At 53.8% G+C, this 25,947-nt stretch carries 22 protein-coding genes; 17 read left to right on the top strand and 5 right to left on the bottom strand.

Going from position 1 to position 25,947, the window contains the following annotated elements:
• Positions 1-4 precede the first annotated feature (4 nt).
• From DTL42_RS24400 to DTL42_RS24365, 8 genes are all read left to right on the top strand, one after another.
• Entirely contained in the window at positions 5-433 is a 429-nt protein-coding gene (locus tag DTL42_RS24400; RefSeq protein ID WP_114373236.1) for a type IV pilus modification PilV family protein, read from the top strand.
• Entirely contained in the window at positions 430-885 is a 456-nt protein-coding gene (locus DTL42_RS24395; protein WP_114373234.1) for a PulJ/GspJ family protein, read from the top strand. The genes DTL42_RS24400 and DTL42_RS24395 overlap by 4 nt, the downstream gene beginning before the upstream one ends.
• Positions 882-1,310, top strand: a complete 429-nt coding sequence (locus DTL42_RS24390; protein ID WP_147274429.1) for a hypothetical protein — start codon at positions 882-884, stop codon at positions 1,308-1,310. The genes DTL42_RS24395 and DTL42_RS24390 overlap by 4 nt, the downstream gene beginning before the upstream one ends.
• Positions 1,307-2,476, top strand: coding sequence for a DUF1559 domain-containing protein (locus tag DTL42_RS24385; RefSeq protein ID WP_114373230.1), 1,170 nt, complete (start codon positions 1,307-1,309; stop codon positions 2,474-2,476). Before DTL42_RS24390 ends, DTL42_RS24385 begins: the two co-directional genes overlap by 4 nt.
• 6 nt (positions 2,477-2,482) lie before the next feature.
• A complete protein-coding gene (locus DTL42_RS24380) occupies positions 2,483-2,935 on the top strand; it encodes a hypothetical protein (RefSeq protein WP_114373228.1) in 453 nt (150 codons plus the stop codon).
• Positions 2,936-2,982: 47 nt separating this feature from the next.
• Complete coding sequence (locus tag DTL42_RS24375; RefSeq protein WP_114373226.1) at positions 2,983-3,423, top strand: response regulator; 441 nt, start codon at positions 2,983-2,985, stop codon at positions 3,421-3,423.
• A gap of 178 nt (positions 3,424-3,601) precedes the next feature.
• A complete protein-coding gene (locus DTL42_RS24370) occupies positions 3,602-5,527 on the top strand; it encodes a PAS domain S-box protein (RefSeq protein ID WP_114373224.1) in 1,926 nt (641 codons plus the stop codon).
• Positions 5,496-6,161 carry a response regulator transcription factor gene (locus DTL42_RS24365; protein WP_114373221.1) on the top strand — a complete coding sequence of 222 codons (666 nt, stop codon included), beginning with the start codon at positions 5,496-5,498 and terminating at the stop codon, positions 6,159-6,161. The genes DTL42_RS24370 and DTL42_RS24365 overlap by 32 nt, the downstream gene beginning before the upstream one ends.
• Here DTL42_RS24365 and DTL42_RS26120 read toward each other — a convergent pair.
• On the bottom strand, positions 6,133-6,447 hold the full coding sequence (locus DTL42_RS26120) for a hypothetical protein (RefSeq protein ID WP_147274428.1): 315 nt from the start codon (positions 6,445-6,447) through the stop codon (positions 6,133-6,135). The genes DTL42_RS24365 and DTL42_RS26120 overlap by 29 nt on opposite strands.
• A gap of 376 nt (positions 6,448-6,823) precedes the next feature.
• Between DTL42_RS26120 and DTL42_RS24355 the strand changes: the two genes are divergently transcribed.
• Positions 6,824-7,729: an HDOD domain-containing protein gene (locus DTL42_RS24355; protein WP_114373925.1), complete on the top strand. Its 906-nt coding sequence runs from the start codon at positions 6,824-6,826 to the stop codon at positions 7,727-7,729.
• A gap of 111 nt (positions 7,730-7,840) precedes the next feature.
• Here the strand turns inward: DTL42_RS24355 and DTL42_RS24350 are convergent, their stop codons facing one another.
• Entirely contained in the window at positions 7,841-9,388 is a 1,548-nt protein-coding gene (locus DTL42_RS24350) for a BBP7 family outer membrane beta-barrel protein (RefSeq protein ID WP_114373213.1), read from the bottom strand.
• A gap of 344 nt (positions 9,389-9,732) precedes the next feature.
• On the opposite strand from DTL42_RS24350, the gene DTL42_RS24345 reads away from it, so the two are divergent.
• The 7 genes from DTL42_RS24345 (at position 9,733) to rplU (ending at position 17,995) form a co-directional block, all read left to right on the top strand.
• Positions 9,733-11,619: a hypothetical protein gene (locus tag DTL42_RS24345; protein ID WP_158545537.1), complete on the top strand. Its 1,887-nt coding sequence runs from the start codon at positions 9,733-9,735 to the stop codon at positions 11,617-11,619.
• A 402-nt stretch (positions 11,620-12,021) separates the two neighbouring features.
• Entirely contained in the window at positions 12,022-12,363 is a 342-nt protein-coding gene (hpf, locus tag DTL42_RS24340) for a ribosome hibernation-promoting factor, HPF/YfiA family (RefSeq protein ID WP_114373209.1), read from the top strand.
• Positions 12,364-12,466: 103 nt separating this feature from the next.
• Positions 12,467-12,943: a PTS sugar transporter subunit IIA gene (locus DTL42_RS24335; protein ID WP_114373207.1), complete on the top strand. Its 477-nt coding sequence runs from the start codon at positions 12,467-12,469 to the stop codon at positions 12,941-12,943.
• A gap of 99 nt (positions 12,944-13,042) precedes the next feature.
• Positions 13,043-13,339, top strand: a complete 297-nt coding sequence (locus DTL42_RS24330) for an HPr family phosphocarrier protein (protein WP_114373205.1) — start codon at positions 13,043-13,045, stop codon at positions 13,337-13,339.
• Positions 13,340-13,382: 43 nt separating this feature from the next.
• Positions 13,383-15,119, top strand: coding sequence for a phosphoenolpyruvate--protein phosphotransferase (ptsP, locus tag DTL42_RS24325; RefSeq protein ID WP_114373203.1), 1,737 nt, complete (start codon positions 13,383-13,385; stop codon positions 15,117-15,119).
• A gap of 627 nt (positions 15,120-15,746) precedes the next feature.
• Positions 15,747-17,441 (top strand): Rne/Rng family ribonuclease, encoded by a 1,695-nt coding sequence (locus DTL42_RS24320; protein ID WP_114373201.1) that lies wholly within the window; start codon positions 15,747-15,749, stop codon positions 17,439-17,441.
• A 239-nt stretch (positions 17,442-17,680) separates the two neighbouring features.
• Complete coding sequence (gene rplU / locus DTL42_RS24315) at positions 17,681-17,995, top strand: 50S ribosomal protein L21 (RefSeq protein WP_105356589.1); 315 nt, start codon at positions 17,681-17,683, stop codon at positions 17,993-17,995.
• A 432-nt stretch (positions 17,996-18,427) separates the two neighbouring features.
• On the opposite strand, the gene DTL42_RS24310 is transcribed toward rplU, so the two are convergent.
• The 3 genes from DTL42_RS24310 to DTL42_RS24300 form a co-directional block, all read right to left on the bottom strand.
• Positions 18,428-18,820 (bottom strand): diacylglycerol kinase, encoded by a 393-nt coding sequence (locus DTL42_RS24310; protein WP_114373199.1) that lies wholly within the window; start codon positions 18,818-18,820, stop codon positions 18,428-18,430.
• 26 nt (positions 18,821-18,846) lie between these two features.
• Positions 18,847-21,879, bottom strand: a complete 3,033-nt coding sequence (locus DTL42_RS24305; protein ID WP_114373197.1) for an organic solvent tolerance protein OstA — start codon at positions 21,877-21,879, stop codon at positions 18,847-18,849.
• Between the two features lie 196 nt (positions 21,880-22,075).
• Positions 22,076-23,395 carry a hypothetical protein gene (locus DTL42_RS24300; protein WP_114373195.1) on the bottom strand — a complete coding sequence of 440 codons (1,320 nt, stop codon included), beginning with the start codon at positions 23,393-23,395 and terminating at the stop codon, positions 22,076-22,078.
• A 108-nt stretch (positions 23,396-23,503) separates the two neighbouring features.
• Between DTL42_RS24300 and DTL42_RS24295 the strand changes: the two genes are divergently transcribed.
• Positions 23,504-25,759: an efflux RND transporter permease subunit gene (locus DTL42_RS24295; protein ID WP_158545536.1), complete on the top strand. Its 2,256-nt coding sequence runs from the start codon at positions 23,504-23,506 to the stop codon at positions 25,757-25,759.
• Positions 25,760-25,947 lie beyond the last annotated feature (188 nt).

The raw sequence follows: 25,947 nt of genomic DNA, 5'->3' as shown, positions 1-25,947 counted from the left end.
ACGAATGCTATCTGCCCTGCAAACTCGAAAGTCTGGCAGCACCATCATCGAATGTGTGGTCGCGTTAGCGATCATGGCGGCAATGTTGACGACGATGCTCTCGATTCAAGTCGTTCAATCTTTGCGGCTGAAACTAGATAACCAACGCTTGCAGGCCGAGCAAATACTGAGCAATTTGGCCGATCGTATTCTCACCGCTTCGCCTACGCAGCTTTCCAACGAGACATTGGCCGCATGGGCTACCGAGGCAGAGCAAGAAGAGAAATTGCCTGCCAATACGATCCAGGTGATCGTGCATGCGGTAGCCGAGCCGGCTACCGGGAAGCGATTTGAAATGATCTGGCAGCCATCGGTGAAACCGTTGCCCGGCAAACGCCTGGTTGTCTGGCGATTTGACAACGAGGACCCCCCTGTCAATGAGAGCCAACCATGAGAAAACGACGTGGATACAGCTTGGTCGAGGTGCTTGTGGTCGGGACGGTAGGAACGATCATCGCGTCGCTATCGATCAAGATTCTCAGCCATAGCTACCTTAACGCCCGCGAAGCGCAGGAGCGGCTTGATTGGCAGCGTGGTATCGTGCAGTGCGAAACACAATTACGGACCGACTTACGTGCCGCACAAGCGGTAACCATGCCAGATGAGCAGACGTTGGTGTTGGAGAAGCCCGCATCCCAAGTTACCTATGCGATTAAGAAAAAATATGTGGAACGAACCGAGACGCAGGACGACCAAAAAAGAAATAGCGAAGGGTATCTCTTGCCGGATTGCCAGATAACGTTCAAGCTGCCAGAAACAAACCAAGTGCTCGTGCAGATCGAACCACTGGCTAGCGGCCAATTGACGCGAACGTTTAGCATTCGCCAAAGCGTGGGAAGACCATGAGAAAACCCAATTACCGACGGTCAAGCCAGGCTCGCCACGGATTAGTGGGGATGTTGGTCATCGTGACCATGGCTGCAGCCGTGTTGATTGCTACCCTTTCGTTGCAACGGGTAACACGGCAATCGCAAGCACGACGCAACCAGGTGAAACCGCAAATGGCTTTATTACTTGAAAGTGCGGTCGGCCTGGCTAAGGTTCGCTTGCAAGCAAATGCCGATTATCAGGGCGAAACCTGGAAGATCCCCGCCGAGTCAGGCTCACTCGACTTGCCGGCAGAGATTGTCATTGCGGTTCGGCCTCATGATGAACAACACGATTTGAAGAACATTGATATCCAAGTGCAGCTAGGTGACCAAACCCCGCGAATTTCGCGAGAGTCACTTCAATTGACCTTATCTCTCCCCTCGTCGGAGCAAAATAGATGAACAAGCCCAACCGTAACGGGTTTACCCTAGTCGAACTTCTGGTAGTGATTGCCATTATTGGAGTGTTGATCTCGCTATTGCTACCGGCGGTCCAGCAAGCGCGTGAGGCAGCACGGCGAATGAGTTGTACCAACAACTTGTCGCAGTTGATTTTAGCGGTCCACAACTACGAATCAGCCAACGGCTACTTCCCTGCCGGCAGTATCAACGACAAAGGGCCGATTCGAAACGCACCGGTCGGTTACCACCACAATTGGATTTCCGCTACTCTCCCCTTCCTGGGAGATCCGACAACTTACAATCACATCGACTTCTCGAAAAGCGTGTACGACAAAGCCCAAAACGGGCCGCGGAGTATGAACTTGGACTATTTGACTTGTCCTTCCAGTTCTTGGAGTCGAGCCAGCGATAAAGTCGGGGTTTCGCACTACGTCGGCATCCACAACCATTGCGAACTTCCAATCAACACAACGAACACTGGCGCTTTCATCCTAAACCGGAATATCTCGACCAACGACGTCAGCGACGGCTTGTCCTTCACCATGTTTATGTCCGAGGCGGTGCCAGATCCGGCGAGCAATCTTGGCTGGCTCAGTGGCACACCGGCCACGCTTCGCAACCTGGGAACACCTCCAAATCGACCTGCGGCTGTTGTCCTGCCGAACGTCTTCACTTCAAAAGAGTGGCTCCAAACATTGGCATTACGAACGTCAGATTTGGAATTTGATTACTTCGGTATGGGTGAAGAAAGCATGGACGACTTCGAGGAGGCAGAAGGGGAAGAGACCGAAGAGGAAGAAGCGGAAGAAGCCGAGAACGACCCCATGCTTGCTGCCGACGATGCCACTTCCGAGGAAAACAAGCAAGACGAGACCGCCCAGGACGAAGAGAAGGTTGTTAAGCAGTTCACCGAAAAGGACTTTATGGACTTTACAAAGAACCCGGCTGCTGCCCCAGGGTTTGTGACCGGTGGGGTTCTTGTCTATGGCGTTGTGCCTAATGATTCTGCACTGTACGTCGGTGGAATCAGCAGTCATCACCCGGGCGGTGTGAACTCGGCGTTCGGAGACGGCAGCGTTCAATTCATTTCAGAAACGACCTCGACGGAAGTCCTTTGCCAGCTTGGTCATCGTGCCGATGGACAGCTGCGTGTTGGTGAGTTTTAGTCTGCTATGAAATACCTCCGTGGCCAGTCATTCCCGTTGCTCTTCTTGATGCTGCTTGTTGCCTTCTCGGCAATTTTGGCACGCATTGCACAGCCAGTCGTCCAGTCTTATCAAGAAAGCGACGTGGCTGGCTCTACCGTTGAGGTAGACCAATGGGCGGGGTGGAGTATCTGGATGGTGGTTGGGGGGGCTGTCGTTGGATTTTTGGTCGGCTGGGTGCGCGAGAGGTTATGGCCAGGTGCCTTTTTGGGGCTATTTTTGGGGGCGATTGTCGGGGCTTTCTGCGCACCGCTATTGGCGATTCCTTCGGCGTTGACGGTCATTATAGATTTGGTTTGGCTCTTTGCGGCGTTGCTATTGCTTGTTTTGGGCACGATACTGATCGAAAGGCGATATGGCTTGCATGTACCGGAAGACCGCTATGTCAAAGTGCTGGAAGAAGATCAAGCGAAGCCCTAACAAAACCCAGCCGCACACGATAGCAATAATATAGAAAGAGCTAGGCGATGGTTCGGAATAGTGGCCGAGTTCTCTTAGTTGAGGATAATCCGGCTCATGCCAAATTGATGATGCGCACGCTGCGTGAGTTTGGTGATACGCTGGATGTCGATCATGTATCCGACGGCGAAGCAGCTCTGGCGTACTTATTTCATACCGGCGAATATCAGGAAAGCACTGCCCGGCCTGACTTGGTGCTGTTGGATTTAAGGATCCCTAAATTCGACGGCTTGACCGTCTTAGAGCGAGTAAAAGAAGATCCTCTTCTCAAGCAGATTCCGGTCGTGGTGCTTACCACTTCCGATGCGGAATCAGACGTCCGTGGAGCCTCGGAACGGTGTGCCAATAGCTACTTGGTAAAACCGATAGATTATCTGCATTTTGTTCATTTAATGCGTTCGGTACGCAGCTATTGGACGGAATTGAATCACACACCCTTTTCTGGGTAGTAATATTGGAGTGACCATCTCGCTAGACATCGCCTAAGAACGATCAACAGCAGCCAGAGATCTTTGGGCAGAAACGCCTGGACTCCGGGGTTGTTTGCTGGCGTATGCGTTCCTCCAACTCCCCCCACAACGACCTACCTACCCTTTCAACTCGAAACAAGCCATTGGCAGGATAAATATGGCTAAGAAGCTCCGCTTACTAATCGTGGAAGACGATCCCGCTCACGCACGTCTAATCATGCGCGGGTTTCGCTCGGAGATGGAAGAGTTCGAGCTGACAACCAGCTTCTCGCTTAAAAATGCCCGTGAAGCGATCGAAGCGGAATTGCCTGATCTGGTGATTGTCGACCTTTCGCTCCCCGATGGCGTCGGCGCGGAATTAATCGAGTCGCACCTGCCGGTGCAGCGTTACCCGGTGATGATTATCACCAGCCAAGGTGACGAGCAAACGGCAGTCGAAATGCTCAAACGAGGGGCGATCGACTACGTTGTTAAATCGGATGGCGGCTTCGAGGATTTGCCTCGTTTGGCCCGACGATCGATCCGTGAATGGCGATTGCAGTGCGAAAAAGTCGAAGCGGAAGAGGCCCTACGCAATAGCGAACAGCGTTATCGGGCAATCATCGACCATTCACCCATGTCGATCGTCGTTGCTTGCCAAGAGCGAATTGTCTTAGCGAACGGGATGGCGTTGACTTGTTTGGGGGCCAATTCGACAACGCAAATCGTGGGGAGGTCGATTCATGACTTCGCGATTCCCAATGAAGAGACGTTGGCTAAGCATACCGGCGAAGTGGTCGGCGTCCGTTCGCCCGCAATGATGAACGAGTACGTGCTCCGCCGCGTTAACGGTAGTTTGCTGGATGTGGAACTAATGACCACGCCGGTTGATTACTACGGACAAGATGCGACGCAGTACGTTTTTCAAGACATCACTCTCCGCAAGGAAGCGGAAACAGAAATGCGGATTCGCGATCGCGCGATTGCATCGGCCAGCGATGGAATATTTATTGTGCAGTTGGCCAACGAGAAAATCTATGTGGTGGACTGCAATCAGGCTTTTCTCGAAATCGTGGGCTGTGCCCGCGATACCGTTCGTCAAGCTGGGCTCAATGTAATTCGTTGCGATACGCGCAACGAAGGGCGTTTGCATTTGATCGTTTCGGCAATTCTCGCCCGGCAGCCGGTTCGCGACACGCTGCGGATTCAGACCGACGACGAGACGTTTCGTTGGGTAGAAATCTCGATTTCTCCGGTGCAGGTTTCCGATAGCCAAAGCGCCCATGTCGTGGGCGTGGTGCATGATATTACCGAGAAAGTCAACGCAGAAGAAGAAATTCGCAAACGCAACGCCGAGCTTGCACACTTTCTGCGGCTGACGGCGATGGGGGAATTGGTTGCCGGTTTGGCGCACGAGGTCAACCAGCCGCTCTACGCGATCTCTAACTACGCCGGAACATGCGAGAACCTGCTAAAGAACAGAGACAATCTCGATTTACCGAGCGTAAGCCAATGTGTTTCGCGGATTGGTCAACAGGCCCGTCGCGCCGCCGAGATTATTCGGCGGCTAAGGAACTACGTGAGCCGCACCGCGCCTAAGGTCGAAGCGGTTCCCTTGGCAGATCTTTTTAGCGATTCAATCGCCTTGTTGGGCCCACTCTTAGAAGAGCAAGCCGTAGAGGTTGAGATCCGGCGAACCGATTCGCTTCCCGAGGTTTTTGTCGATAAGATTCAAATTGAGCAAGTTTTAACAAACTTAATCAGCAATGCTACCGACGCGATTGACGATAGTAATTCAGAACGCGTGATCGAAGTTGAAACCCAAGTGGTCGAGGCCAAAGGCGATCCACTCGTGCAGGTTTCGGTCCGCGATTATGGAGTTGGGTTGCCGCCTGATTTCGATGTCTTCGAAGCGTTTCAATCCACTAAAGAGACAGGAATGGGGATGGGACTTTCAATCAGTCGCACGATCATTGAATCTCATGGTGGTAGAATTTGGGTTGAAGCAGCACCTTCACGCGGTACGATTTTTTTCTTTACGCTTCCCACTACTATTCAACAGGTGACTGGCCATGCCGACGAATCCGACCGTCTTTGTCATTGACGACGACCCAGCCGCCCGCGAATCGATTGGAATGCTGATTCGATCGCTGGGGCTCCAAGTCGAAACGTATGCTTCGGCGGAACAATACCTACAATCGTTCGATCCGGCCCGGCCTGGTTGCGTGGTGACAGACATGCGCATGCTCGGTTTAAGCGGCTTGGAACTCCAAGAGCAGCTAGTCGAGATGGGGCAGCGAATCCCGGTGATTCTTATCTCGGCCCACGCGAACATGCAAATCGCCGTCAAGGCGATGCGAAACGGCGCGGTCACTTTCTTAGAGAAACCTTGCCAGCAGCAAGAGATTATCGACGCCGTGAACGAAGCGATTTCGCTTGACGCTCGCTGGCGTCAAGAAGGACGCGAAGAAGCCGAAGCACGCGAGAACTACGAAAAACTCAACTCCGGCGAACGAGACGTGATGAAGCTGATGATGATTGGTAAGGCCAACAAAGTCATTGCCAATCGTTTGGATGTCAGCTTGCGGACGGTGGAAGCCCGGCGGCATAACGTGTTCAAGAAAATGAGCGTCGACAACATTCCTGACCTGACACGTTTGGCGATTAAGATCGACGAACTGCGTGCTGAAATCGAGGCCAATACCGACGTCAACGACTCCCCTGACGAGGATGAATAGATTCCTCACTGCCGGTTGCAGGCTGGTTGAGGATGAGGGCCGTTATGCTTAGCAGTAACATCATTGGCAACACGGCCAGCGGATAGATGGGGGGCTCTGGTTCTTGATAAAGATAATCGCGTTGAACCAGCCAGTTCTCGGCCCGGATCCAACCGGTGTCGGTTTTTCGCCAGATGACCTGAGCTGGCGACCGCGAGCTTTCGGGAATGCTGGCCGGGATCACCGCGCTGGTTGCCAGCCAGAAGGCCAAAAAAACGAAAAGCGTGCTAAGAATTACGCGGGTCACGGTGCAATCGTTTCTGCCAAGCAGGAAAATTGAGAAGTTCTTCCCTAACGTTTTGCAGCGTTTGTGCCGTTTTGTTGCTGGTAGCCTTGCTTTCGCTTCTAACCTGTTTTTCCCGTTGCACTTAATGCAATCTGATGCGAACGGTGGCGGGAGCAGATGAATCTTAAATTCCCCATTCTCTTGGGGCGTCGTGTTGCCAAAGAGCAGCATGAGGTTTCGCGGCAACTTTTCTCTCGCCAAGTTTGGCAAATGCTTCCTCAAGGGAAAGTTGCCCCACTAGAAGGTGTGACCTATTTATTTCAGGTACGGTCTGCAATTCCACCTAAGACCGGGGGACCTCTTTTCGCTACCAGAAATTGACTGAATGGAAATCACGATGACACAAAACACATCATTGAAAGATCTTCTGGCAGGCGCTCAACTGCCCGCTTTGCCTCAAAGTGCGATTCGCTTGTTGGAACTTGCTCAGGATCCAGAAAACGGTCCAGCGGAATTTGCAGTACCGATCGAAGCCGATCCAGGTTTGACGGGACAGGTATTACGGTTCGTAAACTCTTCCTACTTTGGTTTCTCGCGTGAGATCTCTAATGTCAAATTGGCGATCACACTCGTTGGGATTCGCACCATTAAGAACTTCGCGTTGTGGAGCGCTGTGTTCAGCTTGATGCCGAACCCAAAGGATGGCCCGTTCGATCTGAAGAGCTTGTGGCAAGACTCGCTCCGCCGCGGTTTGTTCGCCCGCACGGTCGGTAAACACTTGGGCCTGAAAGATGCGGAAGATCTCTTCGCTGCCGCACTGCTGCAAGACATGGCCGTTCCCCTGTTAGCTAAGGAACTGGGCGAAAAGTATCGCACGCTGATCGAAAACCGTAGCGAAGGTCAGAACCGCATCTCTGACTTGGAACGCGAGACGTTTGGTTGGACGCATGCGGAAGCTGGCGGCGTGATCGCTCGTGGTTGGAGCCTGCCGGAAGGCTTCGCAGAACTGATCGAGTCGCACCTCGACTTAGACGAGTGCCTCGCAGCGCCTGAAAAACAGCCTGGCCGCGTGGCGGTTGCTTTATCGGCTTTGTTGCCGGCAACCGCAGATGAATCGTGGGGCGAGTTGAATCGCTTCCAAGCGGCCTACAATCAAGTGATGAAGGGTGGCCCTAGCGTCCTCGAAACGCTGGAAAAGGTCGACAAAGACTACGAAGAATTCGCCCCGGTTCTCAAGCTATCGAACCCTTCGACCTCGCTGGTGGAACTGTACGAAAAAGGGAAAGAGGCTGCTGCCATTTAAGCAGGGTTCTGTTTGTCGATTGATACTGGATAGCGAAGCAAGAAGTAAAAAAGCCGTTCCTCAAGGAACGGCTTTTTTGGGTTGATGGAGCTTGTCGTTTAATACTTGGTTTTACCAGACGAACTGGCCGCCGAAGTAAGCACCGTGCAAGATCAAATCACTAGCGGCCTGCGTGTGTTCGATGATCGCGAAGTCTTCGAAGTTTTGCGGAATCTGATCGGCAGACAAGGCCACTCCAGAGACAGCGACTGCGCGGTAACCAGCGGTTACTGTGAAGTTCTGGTACAAGCGATAGTTTACGTTCGCGTCGAGTTCGCCCAAAAACGAAATCCGACCACGCGATCCGCTGATATCAAACTCGCGGCCATTGTTGGGGCTCAAGTTGTTATCGATGATCGCGTTGCCTGCCGAACCGTAAACTTGCGAATGCTGCGACACGGCATTCCCGTACACACCCAGCTTCGATCCGATTTGGAAGTTCCAGGCACCATGATTCAAGTTGCCGAGAAAACCAATCTGTGGACCGATTAAGTTATTGGCAACATGGATATCGTAGTTGATCTCGTTCGGGTTGCCGTCGAAAACCGTATCGACCGGGTCCGAAGAGAACGACATGGCCTCGGTGAAGCGGAAGTAACGCAGACCGCCCAGCACGCCAATCGAGAAGCTGCTTTGGCCGCAGGAATAGGCATACAAGTTAGGGTTCTGGAATACGTTGAATTCCAAGTTATAGAAATCCGAGCTACGGCGTAGTCGGTGAATCATGGAGTTGTCGAAGTACGCCGACGCATTTTGCAGGGCCATACCGTTGTTGTACGACAGGCCTTGAAAGTTGACGTCCAGCGGGGTATCGAGTTGGCCTACTAGACCTGCATTGGTGACATTGAATTCCGTCGTGTCACGCAAAGCCCAAAAACGACCTTCCCAGGCCCAGCCGCTGCCGGCGAAATATTTGCCCAAGCGAACTTCATAGCCACCCGTCCAGTCCATGCCGGCATCGTGGGTACCCATGAGTTGGCGAGAGTAATCGCCACTGTCGTTGCTGAGCCAGACTTCTTTTTCCAAATCGCGGTTCATGATTAGACCGCCGCCATAGGCGAACCACTGGCTGCAAGGTACTGCACAATCACCATACACATCGCCGTTAAAGCAATCGTAGTTGATCGGGCCGTTGGTGTTGCAGGACGAGTCGAGCGTCGTTCCGCCGATGCTGGGCATTGCGGGCGGAGTAACTGTCGCGGGCTTGCCTTCTAAAGCATCGAGATATGCTTTGTCGCTTGGAATCGGTTCGAGGCTGGCGTCTGGTTTATTATGGTAACTGACATTTGAGGTTGGCTGCCCCCACAACTTGGCGGGCGCGGCTGGCTCGGCATAGTAGGTCGCTCCGGGGCGATACGCCGAGAGTTGGTAATCGTTGCCCGGGGCTTGGGCAAACAAACTGGTGGCACTCAGCAATCCTGCCAATACACCAGGTACAGTAAGAAACGTCTTCATGACAAAAGGCTCCACGACTTTGCCTTGGCTTCTCGCTTGGGAACGATCAATTCCAAGGTTGCCAAACAATGCGGAGTTATAGGCATCCGTTCCACACTCAGGCTTCCTGCGGCACTCGGCTACCATGCCAAGCGTGGTCACGACCGTGTGACCGTAAGCAGTCATCGACAAGTGCTAGCGTGCTTGATTGCCACTTTCAGGGTCTCAGCAAGAATTTTGCTATCACGGATATAGCAGAACCAGATTAACCGCTAGCACCAGAATGCTATCGTCGAGATCGACTCAGCAAGAGTCGCGAGAACTTCGTCAGTTAGGCGGTGAATTCACCGTGAGATGAAAATAGATACCTCACGAATTACGGTTTGTCAAAGAATGGGACTGGGGGGGTTGCTTGGTTTGCGTTGGCCTGGGTATCTGGTTGCCACGCCCTGCTAACAAAATCCTATTGGGTTATCTGTTAGGTGTTGGGTACTATTCTGCGGATAGCCTCGATCGATCAATAAGAACTCATGCACTTTACCGTGCTAAGTCCAGGGGAACGGATGCGCCTGACACTGCGAACGCTGCTTGCTTACGAACATGGTTTGCTGAATGACCAGCAAGCGGCTGAGATTGCGCAGAAGATTGAACAAAGCCCGTTCGTCTTGCAGCTTCTGCGACACTTGAAAGATCGCGCGGCTCGGCCAGAGATTGTGCCTCTCGCGCTCGATGCGCGAGGGATTGCCAGTTTGGAAAAGGTGACTGGTTATCTCGATTACGTCCTTTCCGCCGATGACGTCGTAAAGCTGGAAAACGAGTGCTTCGCTTCTGATCGCTTGCTGGCGGAAGTCGCAAATTGTCACGATGTGTTGGCGCAGTGGCTCACCTCCCCTGCCCCGCTCGAACCTGCTTTGCGTCAGCAGCTATACGCATTGCTGCCAGACGGCTTGCCGGCGATCGAGCAAAGCCAAGACGAAGTCGCAATTGAACTGCCCGAATTCACGTTTCATTCCAAAGCCCCTGCCAAGCCGGTGGCACAGATCAAGCCACCAACTGAACCACCTGCCAAGAAGCGATCGCTGGCGGGAACCGCTTGGCGATTGCTGGCCCTCTCTGCCTGTGTTATGGGATTGGTGGCCTTTGTGGTGATGAATCGAGGGCGTGTCGAAGAGATGGTCGCCCGGCATTGGCAGCAGAAAATCAGCGAGCCAGAGCCACAGGACGTTCCTGCAATGACTTCGCCGCCTCATTTGGCAGACGCGCTGCTGGAAGAGCCACGCTCGCAAGAGTTCCTTGCCCAGGCCGCGCCCTTGGCGAAGCCACCAACCCAACTCCCAGCCTCGGCAGAGCCAAACGCACCGTCAGAAGTGGCTGTCACCGCGTTTCATACGCCGATTCCGGCAGAGGTCGGGCAGTTGCCTGGCGTCGCTCCGGTGGGCTCAACTCAGATAAGCAGCGTTCTGGGGGCCTTCTATCAATCATCTGCTCAAGCAGACTGGAATGTCCTCACACCGCGAGCGGTTCGTGCTGGACGATTGGTCGTGAGTATACACGGGCACGGTCAGCTACAGCGGCAAGGGATCTCGCTGGAAGTTGGGCCTGTCTCGGATTTGAGTTGGAACGATGAAGGAGAGCTTGATCTTCGTTACGGACGCCTCGATATAAAGCTCTCCCCCGGCCAAACCATGCAGCTTCGGGCCGCTGGACAAGACTTGGCGGTCACAGCGAAAGAGCAAGCAGTCCATTTGCATTTGAAAACAGTCGCATTCGCACCGCTAGGGATCGACTTCGCCAGCACTGAGATGAACCAGGAATTGTTGATTGAAGGGGGCTCTGGTGAGGCTCATTTAGTTTTGTCGAGTTGCCGAGGCCCTTTTTCGCTGGGAGCTCAGCAAAAGATTGCCGCACACCGAGATCGCGGAGTTCGCGGGCTTAACACATTCGTTTTCAAGCCAATCGGCCAAAGCTCGGCAGAAATAGCGGCTTGGAATGAAAGTCTGCAAACGGAACCCGATCTGCTTGCCCAGTTGGAAAAAGGGCTGACTTCTCCGGTGGCTGAAATCCAGGCTGCTTCTGCGATTGCCCTCGGCCAGCTGGGGAAATGGGAGTTGCTGACTGGCATTTGGGGGCAGTGGGAGAACAATCCCAGCTTACAAGCTCCGATTCGCGAGTTTCGCGAGTTGATAGCTCAAGATTCTGCCCTGGCTGCCCAGCTTAAGGCAAGCCTGACGAAGAAAAGTCCACAACATGGGCCTCTTATCTATCGTTTAGTGTGTGGTTTCTCTTCCGATCAGCTAAACGAGGCAACCCGAGCCCAGCTAGAGACCTTGCTACGACATCCCGAGCCAGCCGTGCGGGTCTGGACTCAATTTCAGTTGGGGGGCTCGGTTGCTAGCACCCCACGACACTGGAATTAGGCGTATGCTTTAAGGTGGCTTGGGTTTTAAGGGCGGGTACGAACCGCTGTTTACCCTCTCTCTGTGCGGTACTAAATGCCCTAGTGTAGTGATTTGGGGCTTGGGTGGCTCATTTCGATCCATTTTGTCGCTCGGATGGGGGAGTGAAGTAGAGTTGTCACAAGGCTTTGCGGCATGAAACGAACAACTTGCGAATTATGAAAAAAACGTTGAAAAATTGGACGCAAACGGGGGGTGGCTCCATTTGTCATGTTTCCCGCTTGGTTGTAGACTGGGTGGTTTCCGCTATAGCATCCATAAAGAAATAGTGGCTACCTCTCCGTCGGCAAGCTCGGGCCCCATACCGATTTCCCGATTCTTAGCCCCACTTTGTCGGATATTTCCCGTCAGGAGAATTCACACGTGCAAGTCAACATCTCAACGCGTCATGGTCATTTGAGTCCCGCTTCGCAGGAAACGATCACCGAGAAAGTCTCGAAGCTGACTCGTTTGTTCGAGCGAATCACGGGTGTCGAAGTCACGATTGACCTAGAACACACCGACAAGCCCGAAGTCGAATTGCGCGTCTCGGCTGAACGCACGGAAGATTTCGTCGCGACCGACAAATCGGAAAGCCTTTTGGCAGCCCTCGATAGCACGATCCACAAGATGGAACAGCAATTGCGCAAGCACAAAGAAAAGCTGAAGGCGCACCGCAACAAGGGAGCAGTTGCTCCGGATGCGGAAACGAACTTCGAAAGTTAAGAAATCGAACAACGCCGGCGAGACCCCGCTGGATATCAGATGGCACCGAGTCTTTGCAATCGCTTGCGCCTGACTCGGTCCACCATGAAAAGGAACCTAGCTAATGAAGTTTGCCGATTTTATCAGTGTGAAGGCGATCAAGCCGGAACTGGAGTCGAAGGACAAGGAAGCGGTCATTCGCGAACTCGTCGCTAGTCTCGTGGCCGCCGGCGAAATCATGGAAGATAGCGCTGACAGCATCATCAAAGCGATTATGAAGCGGGAAGAACTGGGCAGCACCGGCATTGGCCGTGGTATTGCCGTTCCTCACACGAAACACCCCAGCGTTGAAAAGCTGGTAGGTACCGTGGGGGTCAGCGTCGAAGGGGTTGATTTCAATAGCCTCGATGGTGAATCGGTTCATCTGTTCTTTCTGTTGGTGTCGCCGCCAGATCGCCCTGGCGACCACCTGCGTGCCTTGGAGAACATCTCGCGTCAGCTACGTGATGATATGTTCTGCAAGTTTTTGAAGCAGTCGAAAACCATCGACGATATCAAGCAGTTGTTGGACGAAGCCGACAACAACCAGTTCGGTAGCTAAGTCGCTTCTCTGCTTACGATCGATGTCATAAGGCTTCGGAGCGCTTACGGTTCCGGGGCGTTGCCGTTGTTGGCATTCCTTCTAGAAGGGCACGTTTGAATGGCCGAGGATTGCATCATTCGAAAGGTGGTTGTGCCGAATCGGCAGGGCCTACACGCTAGGCCGGCGAACTTGTTCGTCAAGGAAGCCCTGAAGTATTCGTGTCAGGTCGAAATTCAGCGAGATGGCCTGAAGGTTAGTGGCAAGAGTATTCTCGATGTCATGACCTTGGCTGCGGAACAGGGGACCGAATTAACCATTGTGGTGACCGGTCCTGATGCAGAAAGAGCTGCGGACGCCCTTGTTGACGTGGTGAATCGTTTTATTGAAGAGGATGATGAGGAGGGCGAATCGTGAAGCGTAGCGAGTCGTTCGCCCATTTCACAGTGAGTTAAACTTCATGCGTGTTCTCCAAGGGATTGCTGTTTCCCCCGGTGTCGCCATAGCTAAGGCGATGGTGGTTGACGATCAGCAGCCTCGGGTCACGCGTCGCTTCATCTCTCGCGCGAATGTCGATACCGAGCTTAAGCGGCTAAACATCGCGATGGATTTGGTTGCCGAGCAGATCCAAGCCAGCCAGCAAGAAGTGGCCACAGAGCTAGGCGAAGAATACGGCGCGATCTTTTCCGCCCATTTGCAGATGGTGCGCGACGAGAAGCTCAACGAATCGTTGATCGATTCGATTCGCTACCGGCACTATACGGCCGAGTACGCGGTTTCTCAGTCTTTGGCGCGTTATATCCAGTTTTTCGAGCGTGTCCCCAATCCATTTCTACGTGAGCGCGCGGGCGACTTCCGTGACATTGAACAACGCCTGCTCAACGTGCTGTTTGGGGCGGATGTAAAGCGTCGGTTGGCGGCCAATCATCCTTCGATTGTGCTGGCGCATGATATTACGCCAAGCGAGATGGCCAACCTTGATCGAGGGAACATCCGCGGCATTGTGACCGAAGTGGGAGGCCCCGGCAGCCACTCCGCGATCGTTGCCGAGGCGCTCGAATTGCCGGCAGTAGTGGGCGTAGGGCCGCATCTTCGCGATATTCAAACCGACACCATGCTGATCATTGATGGTCACCAAGGGCGTGTCATTGTTCAGCCAGATGAAGAGACAATTGCTCGCTACGAGCAAGAGGTTGAGCAGCAAAAGCAAACCAAAATCCGGCTGCGTAGCCTGCGTGATCTACCAGCGGTGACCACCGATGGAGAAACCATCACGTTGATGGCCAACATCGAGTTCCCGCACGAAGCAGATGCTTGTCTAGAACGCGGAGCCAGCGGGGTTGGGTTGTATCGAACCGAATTTCTATACCTCGGCCAAGACAGCGAACCAACCGAGGAGGATCATTACCAGGTCTATGCCAAAGTTGTGCATGACATGCAGGGAAGCCCCATTGTCATTCGAACGCTGGATTTAGGGGCAGACAAGATTGGTGGTGACACCCATCCACCGGAAGCGAATCCCTTTTTAGGGCTACGCAGCATTCGCTTGTCGCTGCGGAACACCGATCAATTTCGCCGGCAGTTGCGGGCCATTCTGCGGGCGAGCGTGCTGGGCGACGTGCGTGTCATGTTTCCATTGGTTAGCACGCTACACGAACTTCGTCAGGCGAAGATGCTGCTTTCCGACCTGATGGAAGACTTGGACGAGCAGGGAATTGACTACGACCGAAACCTTAAAGTCGGCATTATGGTTGAAGTCCCTGCGAGCGTCGTGATGCTGGATCGATTCGCCGAGGAAATCGATTTCATCAGTATTGGAACCAACGATCTGGTCCAGTATACATTAGCGGTGGATCGCAATAATCCAGACGTGGCAGCCCTTTATAATAGCTGCGACCCGGCTGTTTTGCGGTTGATTCAGATGGCCGTCGACTCGGCCAATAAGGCTGGCATCGAGGTAACTTTGTGCGGCCAGATGGGGGGGAATCCCGTTTATACCATGTTGCTAATTGGCATGGGTTTGCGTAGCTTGAGTGTTACGCCGAGCGCGATTCCGGAAATCAAACAAATTTGCCGCACTGTATCCGCCGAGAAATGCCGGGAGTTAGTGGTTCGCGTGCGAGACATGGATAACGCCTGGGAGATTAAGCGGTTGCTGCGAGAGCACTTGCGGCAATTATTTCCCGAAGAAGTTTAAGCCCACAACTGCAACCGGCGGTGTGGCACACCAACATGCAGGCTCTGGCTATTCAGGGCCGACCCAAACAAATCACAAAAATACTTTTCCGGCGAATCGTAATTCGCTGGATTCCTTGACACAGGTTCAAGACACAAACGCCTTTTATCGAAAACGCAAGGCAAGCGGACCGGCAGCGGGGACTTTTAAAAAGCCTGCCGACGGAATGCACCGATGACGATCGACCAGCGACAGACGAATGGGAACGCTTGCCGTTGCTGAATATCAGCCGGAAGCAAGGGCCCACAAGCCGTGAACCACCTGAGCCAGAATTCGCACGCGCAACCAAGCGCTGCCCGACTTCCCAGGCGAGATTTTCGGCCGGGAGGGTAAGCGAAAGGCCCGTAAAGTCAGCTTCCCAGTTCCTGATCGCTCGTTAAGAAATCGTTGCCCTGCCCAGGAATACACTGTTGAGAAACTCTTCCAGCCGCGTGACAACACTCGAAGCCTTTGGGCTGACGTAGTCGTAGATCCGGATCAGGTTTCGGCATCGACACTTCGGTCGGCCGAAATGTTGCACAGCAGTCGACATCCCAATTCGTAAAAGCTTTTGCGGTCATGGACCCCATGCACCAAAGCGAGCTTCTTATGAAAAAAGAGATGCTGATCAACGTATCGCAGCCGGAAGAATGCCGGATTGCGATCGTCGAGGACGGGATTCTCGAAGAATTCTATCTCGAACGGACCAGCCAAGAGAGTTTCGTCGGCAACATCTACAAAGGTGTCGTCGTCAATCTCGAGCCCAGCATTCAAGCTGCGTTTGTCGACTTCGGTGTCGGCAAGAACGGCTTTCTGCACATCAGCGACGTCGAACCACAATATTTCCGCCAAGGTGGTTACGATCCGTCCGCTCAGTACGATCGCCCTGAAGACTTAGCCGCTTCCCGCTTTGGAGGCGACTTCGGCGACGATGACGATAGCGACGACTCCGAAGATGACGGACCTTCCAGCGGGGGAACCAAAACCCAGGCTCGTCGTGGTCGGCGGCAGCGTCCTGGCGCACGTCCCCGTGTAAAGCCTCCTATTCAAGAGATCTTCAAACGAGGGGACGAAGTTCTCGTTCAGGTCATCAAAGAAGGGATCGGCAACAAGGGGCCGACTCTCTCTACGTACATCAGCATTCCGGGGCGTTATCTGGTGTTGATGCCAGCTCTGGGCCGCGTGGGCGTTTCTCGCAAGATTGAAGACGACCAAGTGCGTCGCCGCCTGCGAAGCACCTTGCTTGATCTCGATCCGCCGAAGGGGCTCGGCTTCATCGTCCGTACCGCAGGGCAAGATCGGACCAAGAAAGATCTCTCGCGCGATATGGCCTATTTACTGCGGCTCTGGCGATTGATCGTTCGTCGCATTCGCAAGACGACCGGCCCTTGCGAGATTTATGAAGAAAGCGACATGATTATCCGCACGATTCGCGATATCTTCGCAGCGGATGTCGACGCTATTTATATCGATCGGAAAGAACAGTACGAAGCTGCTAAAGAATTCTTGCAGTTGGTCATGCCTCGTTTTGTCGATCGCTTGCATAAGCACGACGCCAAAGAGGCCCTGTTCCGTAAGTACAACTTGGACGAAGAGATCGCCAAGATTCACCAGCGCGAAGTGCCTTTGCCACGTGGTGGTTCGATTGTTATCGATCAAACGGAAGCCTTGGTGGCTATCGACGTGAACAGCGGGAACTTCCGCTACGATGGTTCTTCCGAAGAGGCCGCCTACCACTTGAACTTGCTGGCTGCCAGAGAGATCGCCCGCCAGCTTCGTTTACGCGATTTGGGCGGGGTGATCGTCAACGACTTTATCGACATGCGGCGCGAGAAGCATCGGGCGAACGTCGAGCGAGCGCTAAAGGACTCGGTGAAACGTGATCGAGCACGCACCAAGATCTTGCGAACAAGCCCGTTTGGTTTGGTGGAAATGACGCGTCAACGCGTCCGTCCGAGCCTGAAGCGAAGCATCTTCCGGGACTGCCCGTGCTGCAGCGGCCGAGGCGTGGTAAAGTCTTCCGAAAGCATGGCCATTGAAGTAACCCGCGTGCTGATTGCTGCGGCGCAACAGCCCAAGGCGGCTCAGATTAACTGCCGGGTGAACGAGGAAGTCGCTGCCTACTTGAACAACAAGAAACGCCGCGAAATCGCCATGATCGAAGACGACAACAGCGTGGTCGTCCACATTATCGGTAGCGAATCGGTCTTCCCTGAGCATGTCGAAGTCGAATGCAAGGACGCCGAGGGCCGCCGGATTTACATGACCGATCCGCACGAAACTTCGCGGAATGGCCGTCGCTAAACTGTTGCTGTTTAACGGCTTAGTGATGCTTCTCTCGCCCCGTTTTGTTGGGCCGAGAGAAGCGAAACGACGAAAAGAACTGCGGGAAACAGTATTTGCGTGCTCTTTCCCCAAGAAATCAGGCAATGGCGCCCTCGACAATTCGCCTGCGGCCCGGTAAATTGTGTGGTTTCCTCTGAAGCCAATTGCCCCAGTAGGGGTTTATCCCAAAATATTGAAACTCGATTGGAATCAATCGGATGTACGCGATCATTCAAGAAGACGGTAAGCAAATCAAAGTCGAACAAGGTCAAGAACTGCGGATCGATTTCCGCTTCGAGGCTTCCGTGGGCGACGCCCTGACGTTTGATCAGGTCCTGTTGGTTTCTGGTGAAGATGGCGTGAAAATCGGCAAGCCGGTTGTCGACGGTGCTTCGGTCAAAGCGGAAGTCCTCGGCGTCGTGCAAGGCGAGAAGCTGGTTGTCCAGAAGTTTCGCCGCCGTAAGAACAGCAAGACCAAGACGGGCCATCGTCAGGTCTACACCAAAGTGAAGATCAGCGAAATCGTCGCCTAAGACGCTTCGATTGCTATACGCTTGGAAATAATAAAGCCGCGAATCATTTTTGGTTGGCGGCTTTTTTTATGCGCACAGGTGAACCGCAGTTGGATTCTATAAATAACTCGGGTTGCCGAAGTTAAGAAAACGGGAAAAAAGGGTGGTCAAATCGGTGCATTCCCGATAAGTTAATCCCCATGCGAAAGGGCATGTCCCTTAACTCGAAAAGGAAGATGGAGGGAGAACATTTTCCGAGGTCACCGGCGGACCGGATCGCATTAGTTAATCGCATCGCGTGCGACAACATGACAGGAAGTTGCCACAGCCAACCTTTAAAGATTTAGGGATGGAATCGACTTAGCATATATCTTGGGTTTGGCTGCCATCTTGGACAATGCCCTGCATCATTCACCCTGACGCAGGGCATTGTTTTTTCTTGTTCTCCTGCGACTAGCTTGTCGCTGCACTGCTCCACCACGACCAGAAAGGTTGCCAGTACAGAAAGCCTGCCACGGCGATTGCGGTTAGGCTGGCCACAAGCACCGCCCCACTGGCCACGTCGAGCGCGAGTTTGATGTATTGATTGTGCTCTTGGTCAATTGCGTCCGATACCGTCTCTAAGGCGGTATTGAATAGTTCGGCGGTTAACACCAAGCCTATCGTCCCCAGCAAGACAGCCCAGCGAACGGCATCAAACGATAAAACAACAGCGGCTGAAATGGCCAATGTCGCGGCGGGTAGGTGAACGCGGAAGCTACCTTCGGTTCGCACCGCCCAGAGTAGCCCTGTGAAGGCGAGCTCAAACTTGCGAAGCCAGCCCCGGGGTGTCAGCTTGTTCTTCATCGCGATGGCTTCCCTGTCTGGCTGGGTTATTCAAGCCCTTGGGCGCCGAGGGGCAATAACGGCTGACCGTTGATCTTGCTGTATTGTCCTGAGGCGAAGAAGCGTGGCTCGAAGTTGATGCCAAAGCCGACGTTGTTACGACTGTTGTTGAGGTTGAAGTTAAACGTCAACAGGCCAGACTCGCCAATGCGGGTCAAAAAGACGTTCTGACCTAGGTTCGTGTTTTGGTTCAGGTCGTATGCCGTGCCCAGACCGCTGTACCATTTCTCGCTCAAGCGATACTGCATCGAGGCAATAATGAGTTGGCTCTGGAATGGTTGGATCGTGTTCGTGTAGCTGAGGTAAAAGTTACCGATTTGGGTCCGGTTGATCGAAGTACCGATGGTGATCGTTTGTACGCCGTCGTCGAACAAATCCCAATAGGCGTTCGAGAATACGCTCAGGCTGTTGCCGATCTGCCAGTTGAAGTCGTAGTTCAGCAGCCCAAGGGTCTCGCCAAAGTTATCTCGGTCGGCATCGGGGAAAATGGTGCCTCCCACGTCGAGCGAGATCCAATCGATGATCTTCTCGTTGCCAGGACCGCCTCGTTTGGTTTGCCAAACTTGGCGGAGTTCTAAACGGCCAGCGGTTAAATCGTCGGCGATTTCGGTAACTGGCGAGGTCACCTGACCTTGCTGGTTCGAACGCAGGGCATAGGAACGTGGATCAACTTGAAGGGGCACCGCTTGGCCCGCCATCAAGCCGTACGTGTTGAACAGGAAACGACGCTGGAACTGTTCCTGGGCATCGTCGTTCAAGCTGTTGTACATGGCGAAGCGATACAGGTCTTGGCTTGAATCGGAGTACGAGAAGTCGCCGTAAAGGGTGATCTTGTGAGCAACTCCGTTCAAGTTAAGGAGTTGGCTTTGAATGTTGCGATTCACGCTCCAAGCCATGATACTGCCGCGAATACCCCCTTGGGCGTAACCACGCAGCAGATCGTTGCCGTTGATGTCTTGTCCCCAGTAACCGACTTCGCCCAGAACATACGGGGTTACCTTGGCCCCCATCACTTCCATTGGCATATCGATCTCGTGTCGGCTGGTTGCAACCACTCCTTCCACGTCTGCTTCGTAAGGCAGCAGTGTAAACTTGGCCAAGTCTTCCGGGTCGGTTGGCGTGGCTGCCTTGCGCAGGCGAGCATAGCCGGCGGTCGAGTGCGAAGAATACGTCAGCCGTTCAAACAGGAGGGGTTCACCTAAGACGTAGTAGTCGACCTTAGGCATCCACTCGGTCTGCATGAAGAAGTTGTTGACGCGCGTCGAGCCGTAGATATTCAAGCTCTTATTGTCCATCAGCTTCTTCAACTCGAACGAGGTGTCGAAGTCTTTTTGCTGGTCGTAATCTTTTTCGTAGAACGATTCCAGGAAGTTGCGGTCCGAGATCAAACCTAGCTCGCCGGTGAACTGGAAATCACCGAACGTCATCTGGCGATGTCGGCCCCAGACGCGGCCACGGAAGTCGGTTTCTGGGGGGAGATAGCGTCGGTCGGCACCCAGGTTATCGATCCCGCTATCGTGAATCGCCCATGCATCCAGGAACCCAGTGGCTGGGTTGTTGAAGTAGGGGAAATAGGTGTCGTTGAAACGAAAAACGGTGCCGAATCCGAAGCCACGATAAGATAAGTAGTCGAGGTCGGTCGTCCATTCGGTTCCCTCCCACGGTTCGTCTATTCCGAAGATCTCGTAGTTGTCCCATTCGGTTAGGGTCTGGAATCCGAAGATTTGGTCATTGCGAAAGCTGATCTTGTTCAAATAAAAGACCGGGTCATTCACATCCGCTGCGAGAACGGGCCAGTAGAACACTGGAACGCCACCCATATAAAGCGTGTTATTCCGCGATGTGGCCAGGCGTTTATGGTCAATCATCGGCTGGCCGGTGATTGGATCGATCTGCGCTTCGCCAGTTACTGGATTGACGATCGTCGTTTGCTGGTCGGTGTATTCAATCTGATTCGATTGAAACCAATACCTTGGCACGCCCATGCGGCTAGTTGTCAGGGCAGCACCGTACGCCTGATAGTGATCTCGATTGACACGCTGTAGCACTTCGGCTTTTAAGCGAACCAGCCCTTGGTACTCAGGCACCGGGGTCAACATCTCGGCGTTGAGGATCGTGCCGTATTCTTCGGCGACGTTGTAGTACATCCGTTCCGCGTAGACGACCTGTTCTCCTTGGCGGAAGATGACGTTGCCTTCCAGGTAGAATTCGTAATCCTTGTCACCTCCAGAGGAACCACCTCCTTGAAGTTCTGGAATGTCGCTCTTCGACCAAACAATCGCTCGGTCGGCCATCAGGCTAATCGTCTCGAGATCACCCACACCTTCCACCAAGACTAAGATGCCAGACTCGATCACACCGATGGTCTCGCCCGTGTTGGGGTCTTTCTCGATCTTGGAATTGAAGCCGTTTGAATAGCGATTGCGAAACCAAATCTTGATCGTTTGTGGTTCGACCGAAATAGCTGGCGGAAGGGGCTCTCCGGCGTCGTATTGAATTTGTTGAATCGGCGCGATCTCTTGGCGTGGAGGGGCATAGCCAGCATCCAGCGGTTGTGCGTTGCGACCACGATGGTAAATTGCCGGGGCCACCGGAGGCGGGGCTTTGGTGGTATCGTCCGGCAGTTCCAGACGCGAGGTGGTGAACATCTGGCCCAGCCAGCTTGCCCCTTCGAAGATCGCCGTGCCTCCCTCGGTATCGAGGTAGTTCACGTAGACTTCGTTCTCGAGATAGATCGTTACCTTATGAGGTACTAGGCGGAACGGCTGAGCGTAATCGATCCACAGCACTGCGTCTTGCCCTTTGGCGATGGTGTTGCCTTGCACGATTCGGCAATCACCACGCAGCACCCAAACCTCTTGCGTGCCTTCCTGCCAGTGGCGGGCATCTTTGGCCGTGATGGTAATCGGACGCGTTGAATCCGATTTTGGTAGATGAATTTCTGCAGAAGCAGCCCCCTGAAAGCCGAATAGGAGTAACCAGACCGCGCACATCTTCAGCGCACGCGACCAGCACGTCATACCGCGAACAGCTTCGGCTGAACGCGTCTTCGGACTTTTCCTATGAGGGGGAAACAGGGTCTTGGCTTCCTTGCCGATCGACTCTGAAGGACGTAATTCCTAGGCCACATGCGAGTTAGTGGACGCAGCCCAGGCTGTTAAAGCGGGGCGGATTATAGGGATGCGGCCAGACCAGAGCAAGCCAACTTCCGCCCGATTAACGCTTCCATAGGCTTCGAAAAATCCAATCGATGCCAGCACATGCTAGCACCACCAGAACCGGCACCAGGGGCGAACGCATGCGCATATTGCTCCAAAAGAAGAGATGAACCAGCGTGAAACTGGCCATCAACAGCAGGCCTGCTAACCAGCTTGGCTGCATTAGTTTGCGGCCTAGAGTGACCAAGCCAACCAGTACCAAAGCAAATTGCAGGCTGTACCAAGCCCCAATTGCATAACGGAGTGCAGTTAGCTTGGGGCTTTCTTCCGCAGAAAGGGCATGAGGCAGCGGACGCCAGAACATGGAAAGCCGGACCAGGCAGCTGTAGGCCGCCATCGCTGGATTGGCTCGCATGCTAGCAGCTGCTTCCGCATAGGCGCTTCGGTCGCGAGCGAGTTCGCTAGCGGATGTGTGTTGATAGGGGTGCCGCTGGTTGAAGCCTTCATGAAATGCATCGTTCTCCCAAACGAGCGTCGTCCCCGAGCGGAGGTATTCGTAATACGATTCGTTGTTTCCCCACAGAAGCGTGTGCCCTCCGTGGGTGGTGCCTAGGACGGGGGCTTCAAAAACAAGCCAATTGCGGGCCACCCAGGGGGAAAGCAGAAAGATCAGCATCAAGCCGTACGCCGCGATTGCTATACCTCGGTGCTTCCATGTCTTTAGACCCACGGCGATCGCCAGGGGAAGCAAGGCGGCCCACACCAAAAATGTTGGTCGGCAATAAATAGCCAACGCAACCGCTCCAGCCACGTTCGCAGCTCGAATGGTAAGGTTGCTGCTGAATTTCTCTTTGTCTTCTTCCTCGGCGGTTGTCGCTAAGGATGAAATTGCGACAAGGGCTAATATTGCCAGACAGGTTGCCAGCGTTTCGGTCATGACAAGTGTGGCCTGGTTCAACAAGATTGGGTCGACAGCCACTAACAAGGCCGCCAAGCTGCGCCAACGCGCTAAACCGAGGCATCGCGCCCAATAAAAGGTCAGGCCGACCGTAATTAAGCCCAAAGCCACATGCAGCACCAATACTTCCATCGGCAAAGCATCTTGCGAAGGGCTGGTTACTGCTAGAAGGAGGGGGTATAGCGGGGGACGAAACGCGGTCGGCTCGGCCGGATCGTGGAAGGTAAACGAGTGAATCAGGCGAATGTTCTGCGCCAGCTTCCGGTAACTATCGGGATCGTCCTGCAGGCTATCTAGTTGGACGTATCCTAAACCTCCACGAATGAGCAGCGCGATCAGCAATACGGCATACCACTGCCAGTCTAGCCAGACAGAGGTGCCGCGCGACGAATCGGTGGGGGGATTACTGGGTGAATCCATCGTGGCAGCCGGTTAAAAGAAGCAGGGTCGTACGAATAGTGGGACTTCGTAGAATATAACAGACGTCGCCCTGAACTGACGATGACTGCCTTTTGGCAAGGACGCGCGGTGAAAAAACTGTTTGAAACCTGGATTGCTCTTCGCTGGCCCTTGTTGGCGATTGGTATCGCGCTGGCGGCAGGGGCCGTTTACCTTGGGCAGGGGCTGAAATTCGATCGTTCGATCGAAAATATGTTCGCTGCGGACGATCCTTTGATCGAGTCGTTTGAACGCTTCAACCGTATCTTTGGCGGCAACGAGGTCGTGCTTGGCGTCTATGAAGACGATCAACTCTTCAATCTCGATGGAAGTGGGGTGAACCGCCTCGAAAAAGTGCGAAACGAGATCGAAGCTCAGGAGGGAGTACGAGAAGTCCTTTCGCTCGATCGAGAAATCATTCGCGAGTTTGTGCTCGACCCTGATTCGGCCGCTGGCCTTGAGATCAAAGATCTGTTCGCCGGCTATACGCACAACAAAGCAGGCACAATCGTCGCGTTGCCAATTCAATTGACACCCAAAAGCGAGACGCAAGTCAGCCGGGTAGAATTGATTGAAAAGCTGCGAACGATCTTCGAGAAGCTGCCCAATGGCATGATTACCGGCGAACCGGTCATGGTTGTCGATGGTTTCCGATATGTCGAAGAAGATGGCAATCGCTTAGGCTGGGCGACCTCTTTGCTGCTGGCGTGCGTGATCTTGCTTGTGTTTCGCAGCTTGCGGTGGGTGGTGATCGCAATTGTTGTTGTGCAAGTAACGCTCTATTGGACGCACGCTGCGTTGGCCATCAGTGGGCTGCAGCTAAGTATGGTCAGCTCGATGTTGACGGCGATTGTCACCGTCATCGGGGTAGCGACCGTGGTGCATTACATTCTGCGATTCCGCCAATACCGCGACGAAGGCGAGCCCCCACCGGTCGCGTTGGCTTCCGCTGCTCGTTATTTGCTGGCCCCGGTTTTCTGGGCGTGTGCGACCGATGCCGTCGGCTTCTCGGCGTTGTTGATCACCAGTGTTGGCCCGGTTCATGATTTCGGCATTATGATGGCCGTCGGCGCGATGTTGGTACTTCCGGCCGTATTGGTTTTCTTGCCTGGCTTGGTGCTAATTGGTAGCCCCTGGGGTGTCGATCCGGCCAAGCCCTGGGGGGACGAAAAGCTGGGACAAGGACTTTCGAGGACGGTTGATGCGATTGTGAAGCGTCCTGTCTGGATTGGCCTGCTGATTGTGTTGGCCTTTGGTGTGTCGCTGTGGGGAGCTGCTCACTTAGAAGTTGAAAGCGACTTTACCAAGAACTTTCGCGAAGCAACGCCAATTGTGCAAGCTTATTCGTATGTCGAAGATCGCTTAGGGGGAGCTGGCGTGTGGGACGTGGCAATCCCTGCCCCGGCCAGCGTCGATTGGAGCTACGTTCGGGAAGTGCTGCGGCTCGAAAATCGCTTGCGCAAAGAAGTGCCAGAGTTGTCCAAGGTGCTGAGCCTCGCAGATGTGATCAACGCGACCCTCCCGCCGGCGATCAAGAATCAGCGGATGGCTATTTTGAAGAACACCACGATTCGTATTGGAATTTCATCGCTCAACGAACAGATGCCAGAGACCATGAAGTCTCTTTATGCCCAAGATCCTGCCAATCCAGACGAGCATTGGTTTCGGATCATGTTGTTGTCGAAAGAGCGGCAAGACGCCCAGGTTAAGCAGGAAACGATTGAACGAGTGCGTCAGATCGTGGCGGAGTACTCCGCCGCCAAGGCAGAGGAAGCAGAAGCGGATCAGCCACCCGCCGAACCACCAATCGTCAGCGGGTTCTTCGTGTTGTTGACACACTTGATCGATAGCCTGGTCCGCGATCAGTGGCGTTCGTTCGGTTTGGCGATCATGGGGATTGGCATCACGATGACGGTGGCCTTCCGTAGTTTAAAGCTGGCCTTGTTGGCCCTGGTCCCCAATATTCTTCCCATTCTGATGGTGACCGGCGCGTTCGGGCTGTTCGGTTACAAGATTAACATGGGAGCGGCCATGATCGCGGCCGTTTCCATGGGGTTAGGCGTCGACGCTTCGATTCACTATATCTATGGGTTTCAACGTAGTATCCGAGGCGGAAACTCGCCGGGGAAAGCGTTGGTCGAGGTGCAACAAAGCGTGGGGAAAGCGGTCATCTTTTCTACCTTTGCCCTGATCGCCGGGTTTAGCGTGCTGTGCGTTAGTGATTTCGTTCCAACGATTTACTTCGGTGTGCTGGTTGGGTTGACCATGCTGGGAGCGCTGGGGGGGAACCTGATTATTCTGCCCCTTTTGATCAAGCTGTTCGTCCTCGGCCGCCACACAGAATGATGGTTGGAAGGCCTGGGGAGATTGGTTTGTCAGCTGGCTGCGGGATTCGGGTGATAGGTTCCTTGCCAACTTGTGGTCGACTCTGGTAGAATGCGACGTTTCCACCTGAATTAATTTCCTCACTAGCATCCTGTTGAATTTCTACTTCGGTAGCGAGTGATTGAGATCGAGGCGTGATTTGCAGACAT

This window comes from Bremerella cremea (genome assembly GCF_003335505.1).
Lineage (GTDB): Bacteria > Planctomycetota > Planctomycetia > Pirellulales > Pirellulaceae > Bremerella > Bremerella cremea_A.
The sequence above is the reverse complement of the archived record's forward strand: the minus strand, read 5'-3'. Positions and strand labels throughout refer to the sequence as shown.

Bases quoted from the DNA above. Each gene is read 5' to 3' on its own strand.
- DTL42_RS24320 (WP_114373201.1), top strand. From the start codon at position 15,747: ATGAAAAAAGAGATGCTGATCAACGTATCGCAGCCGGAAGAATGCCGG.
- DTL42_RS24370 (WP_114373224.1), top strand. From the start codon at position 3,602: ATGGCTAAGAAGCTCCGCTTACTAATCGTGGAAGACGATCCCGCTCAC.
- DTL42_RS24395 (WP_114373234.1), top strand. From the start codon at position 430: ATGAGAAAACGACGTGGATACAGCTTGGTCGAGGTGCTTGTGGTCGGG.
- DTL42_RS24300 (WP_114373195.1), bottom strand. From the start codon at position 23,395: ATGGATTCACCCAGTAATCCCCCCACCGATTCGTCGCGCGGCACCTCT.
- DTL42_RS24390 (WP_147274429.1), top strand. From the start codon at position 882: ATGAGAAAACCCAATTACCGACGGTCAAGCCAGGCTCGCCACGGATTA.
- DTL42_RS24365 (WP_114373221.1), top strand. From the start codon at position 5,496: ATGCCGACGAATCCGACCGTCTTTGTCATTGACGACGACCCAGCCGCC.
- DTL42_RS24345 (WP_158545537.1), top strand. From the start codon at position 9,733: ATGCACTTTACCGTGCTAAGTCCAGGGGAACGGATGCGCCTGACACTG.
- DTL42_RS24350 (WP_114373213.1), bottom strand. From the start codon at position 9,388: ATGACTGCTTACGGTCACACGGTCGTGACCACGCTTGGCATGGTAGCC.
- DTL42_RS24380 (WP_114373228.1), top strand. From the start codon at position 2,483: ATGAAATACCTCCGTGGCCAGTCATTCCCGTTGCTCTTCTTGATGCTG.
- DTL42_RS24305 (WP_114373197.1), bottom strand. From the start codon at position 21,879: ATGACGTGCTGGTCGCGTGCGCTGAAGATGTGCGCGGTCTGGTTACTC.
- DTL42_RS24400 (WP_114373236.1), top strand. From the start codon at position 5: ATGCTATCTGCCCTGCAAACTCGAAAGTCTGGCAGCACCATCATCGAA.
- DTL42_RS24330 (WP_114373205.1), top strand. From the start codon at position 13,043: ATGGCCGAGGATTGCATCATTCGAAAGGTGGTTGTGCCGAATCGGCAG.
- DTL42_RS24335 (WP_114373207.1), top strand. From the start codon at position 12,467: ATGAAGTTTGCCGATTTTATCAGTGTGAAGGCGATCAAGCCGGAACTG.
- ptsP (WP_114373203.1), top strand. From the start codon at position 13,383: ATGCGTGTTCTCCAAGGGATTGCTGTTTCCCCCGGTGTCGCCATAGCT.
- DTL42_RS24355 (WP_114373925.1), top strand. From the start codon at position 6,824: ATGACACAAAACACATCATTGAAAGATCTTCTGGCAGGCGCTCAACTG.
- rplU (WP_105356589.1), top strand. From the start codon at position 17,681: ATGTACGCGATCATTCAAGAAGACGGTAAGCAAATCAAAGTCGAACAA.
- DTL42_RS24385 (WP_114373230.1), top strand. From the start codon at position 1,307: ATGAACAAGCCCAACCGTAACGGGTTTACCCTAGTCGAACTTCTGGTA.
- DTL42_RS24310 (WP_114373199.1), bottom strand. From the start codon at position 18,820: ATGAAGAACAAGCTGACACCCCGGGGCTGGCTTCGCAAGTTTGAGCTC.
- DTL42_RS24375 (WP_114373226.1), top strand. From the start codon at position 2,983: ATGGTTCGGAATAGTGGCCGAGTTCTCTTAGTTGAGGATAATCCGGCT.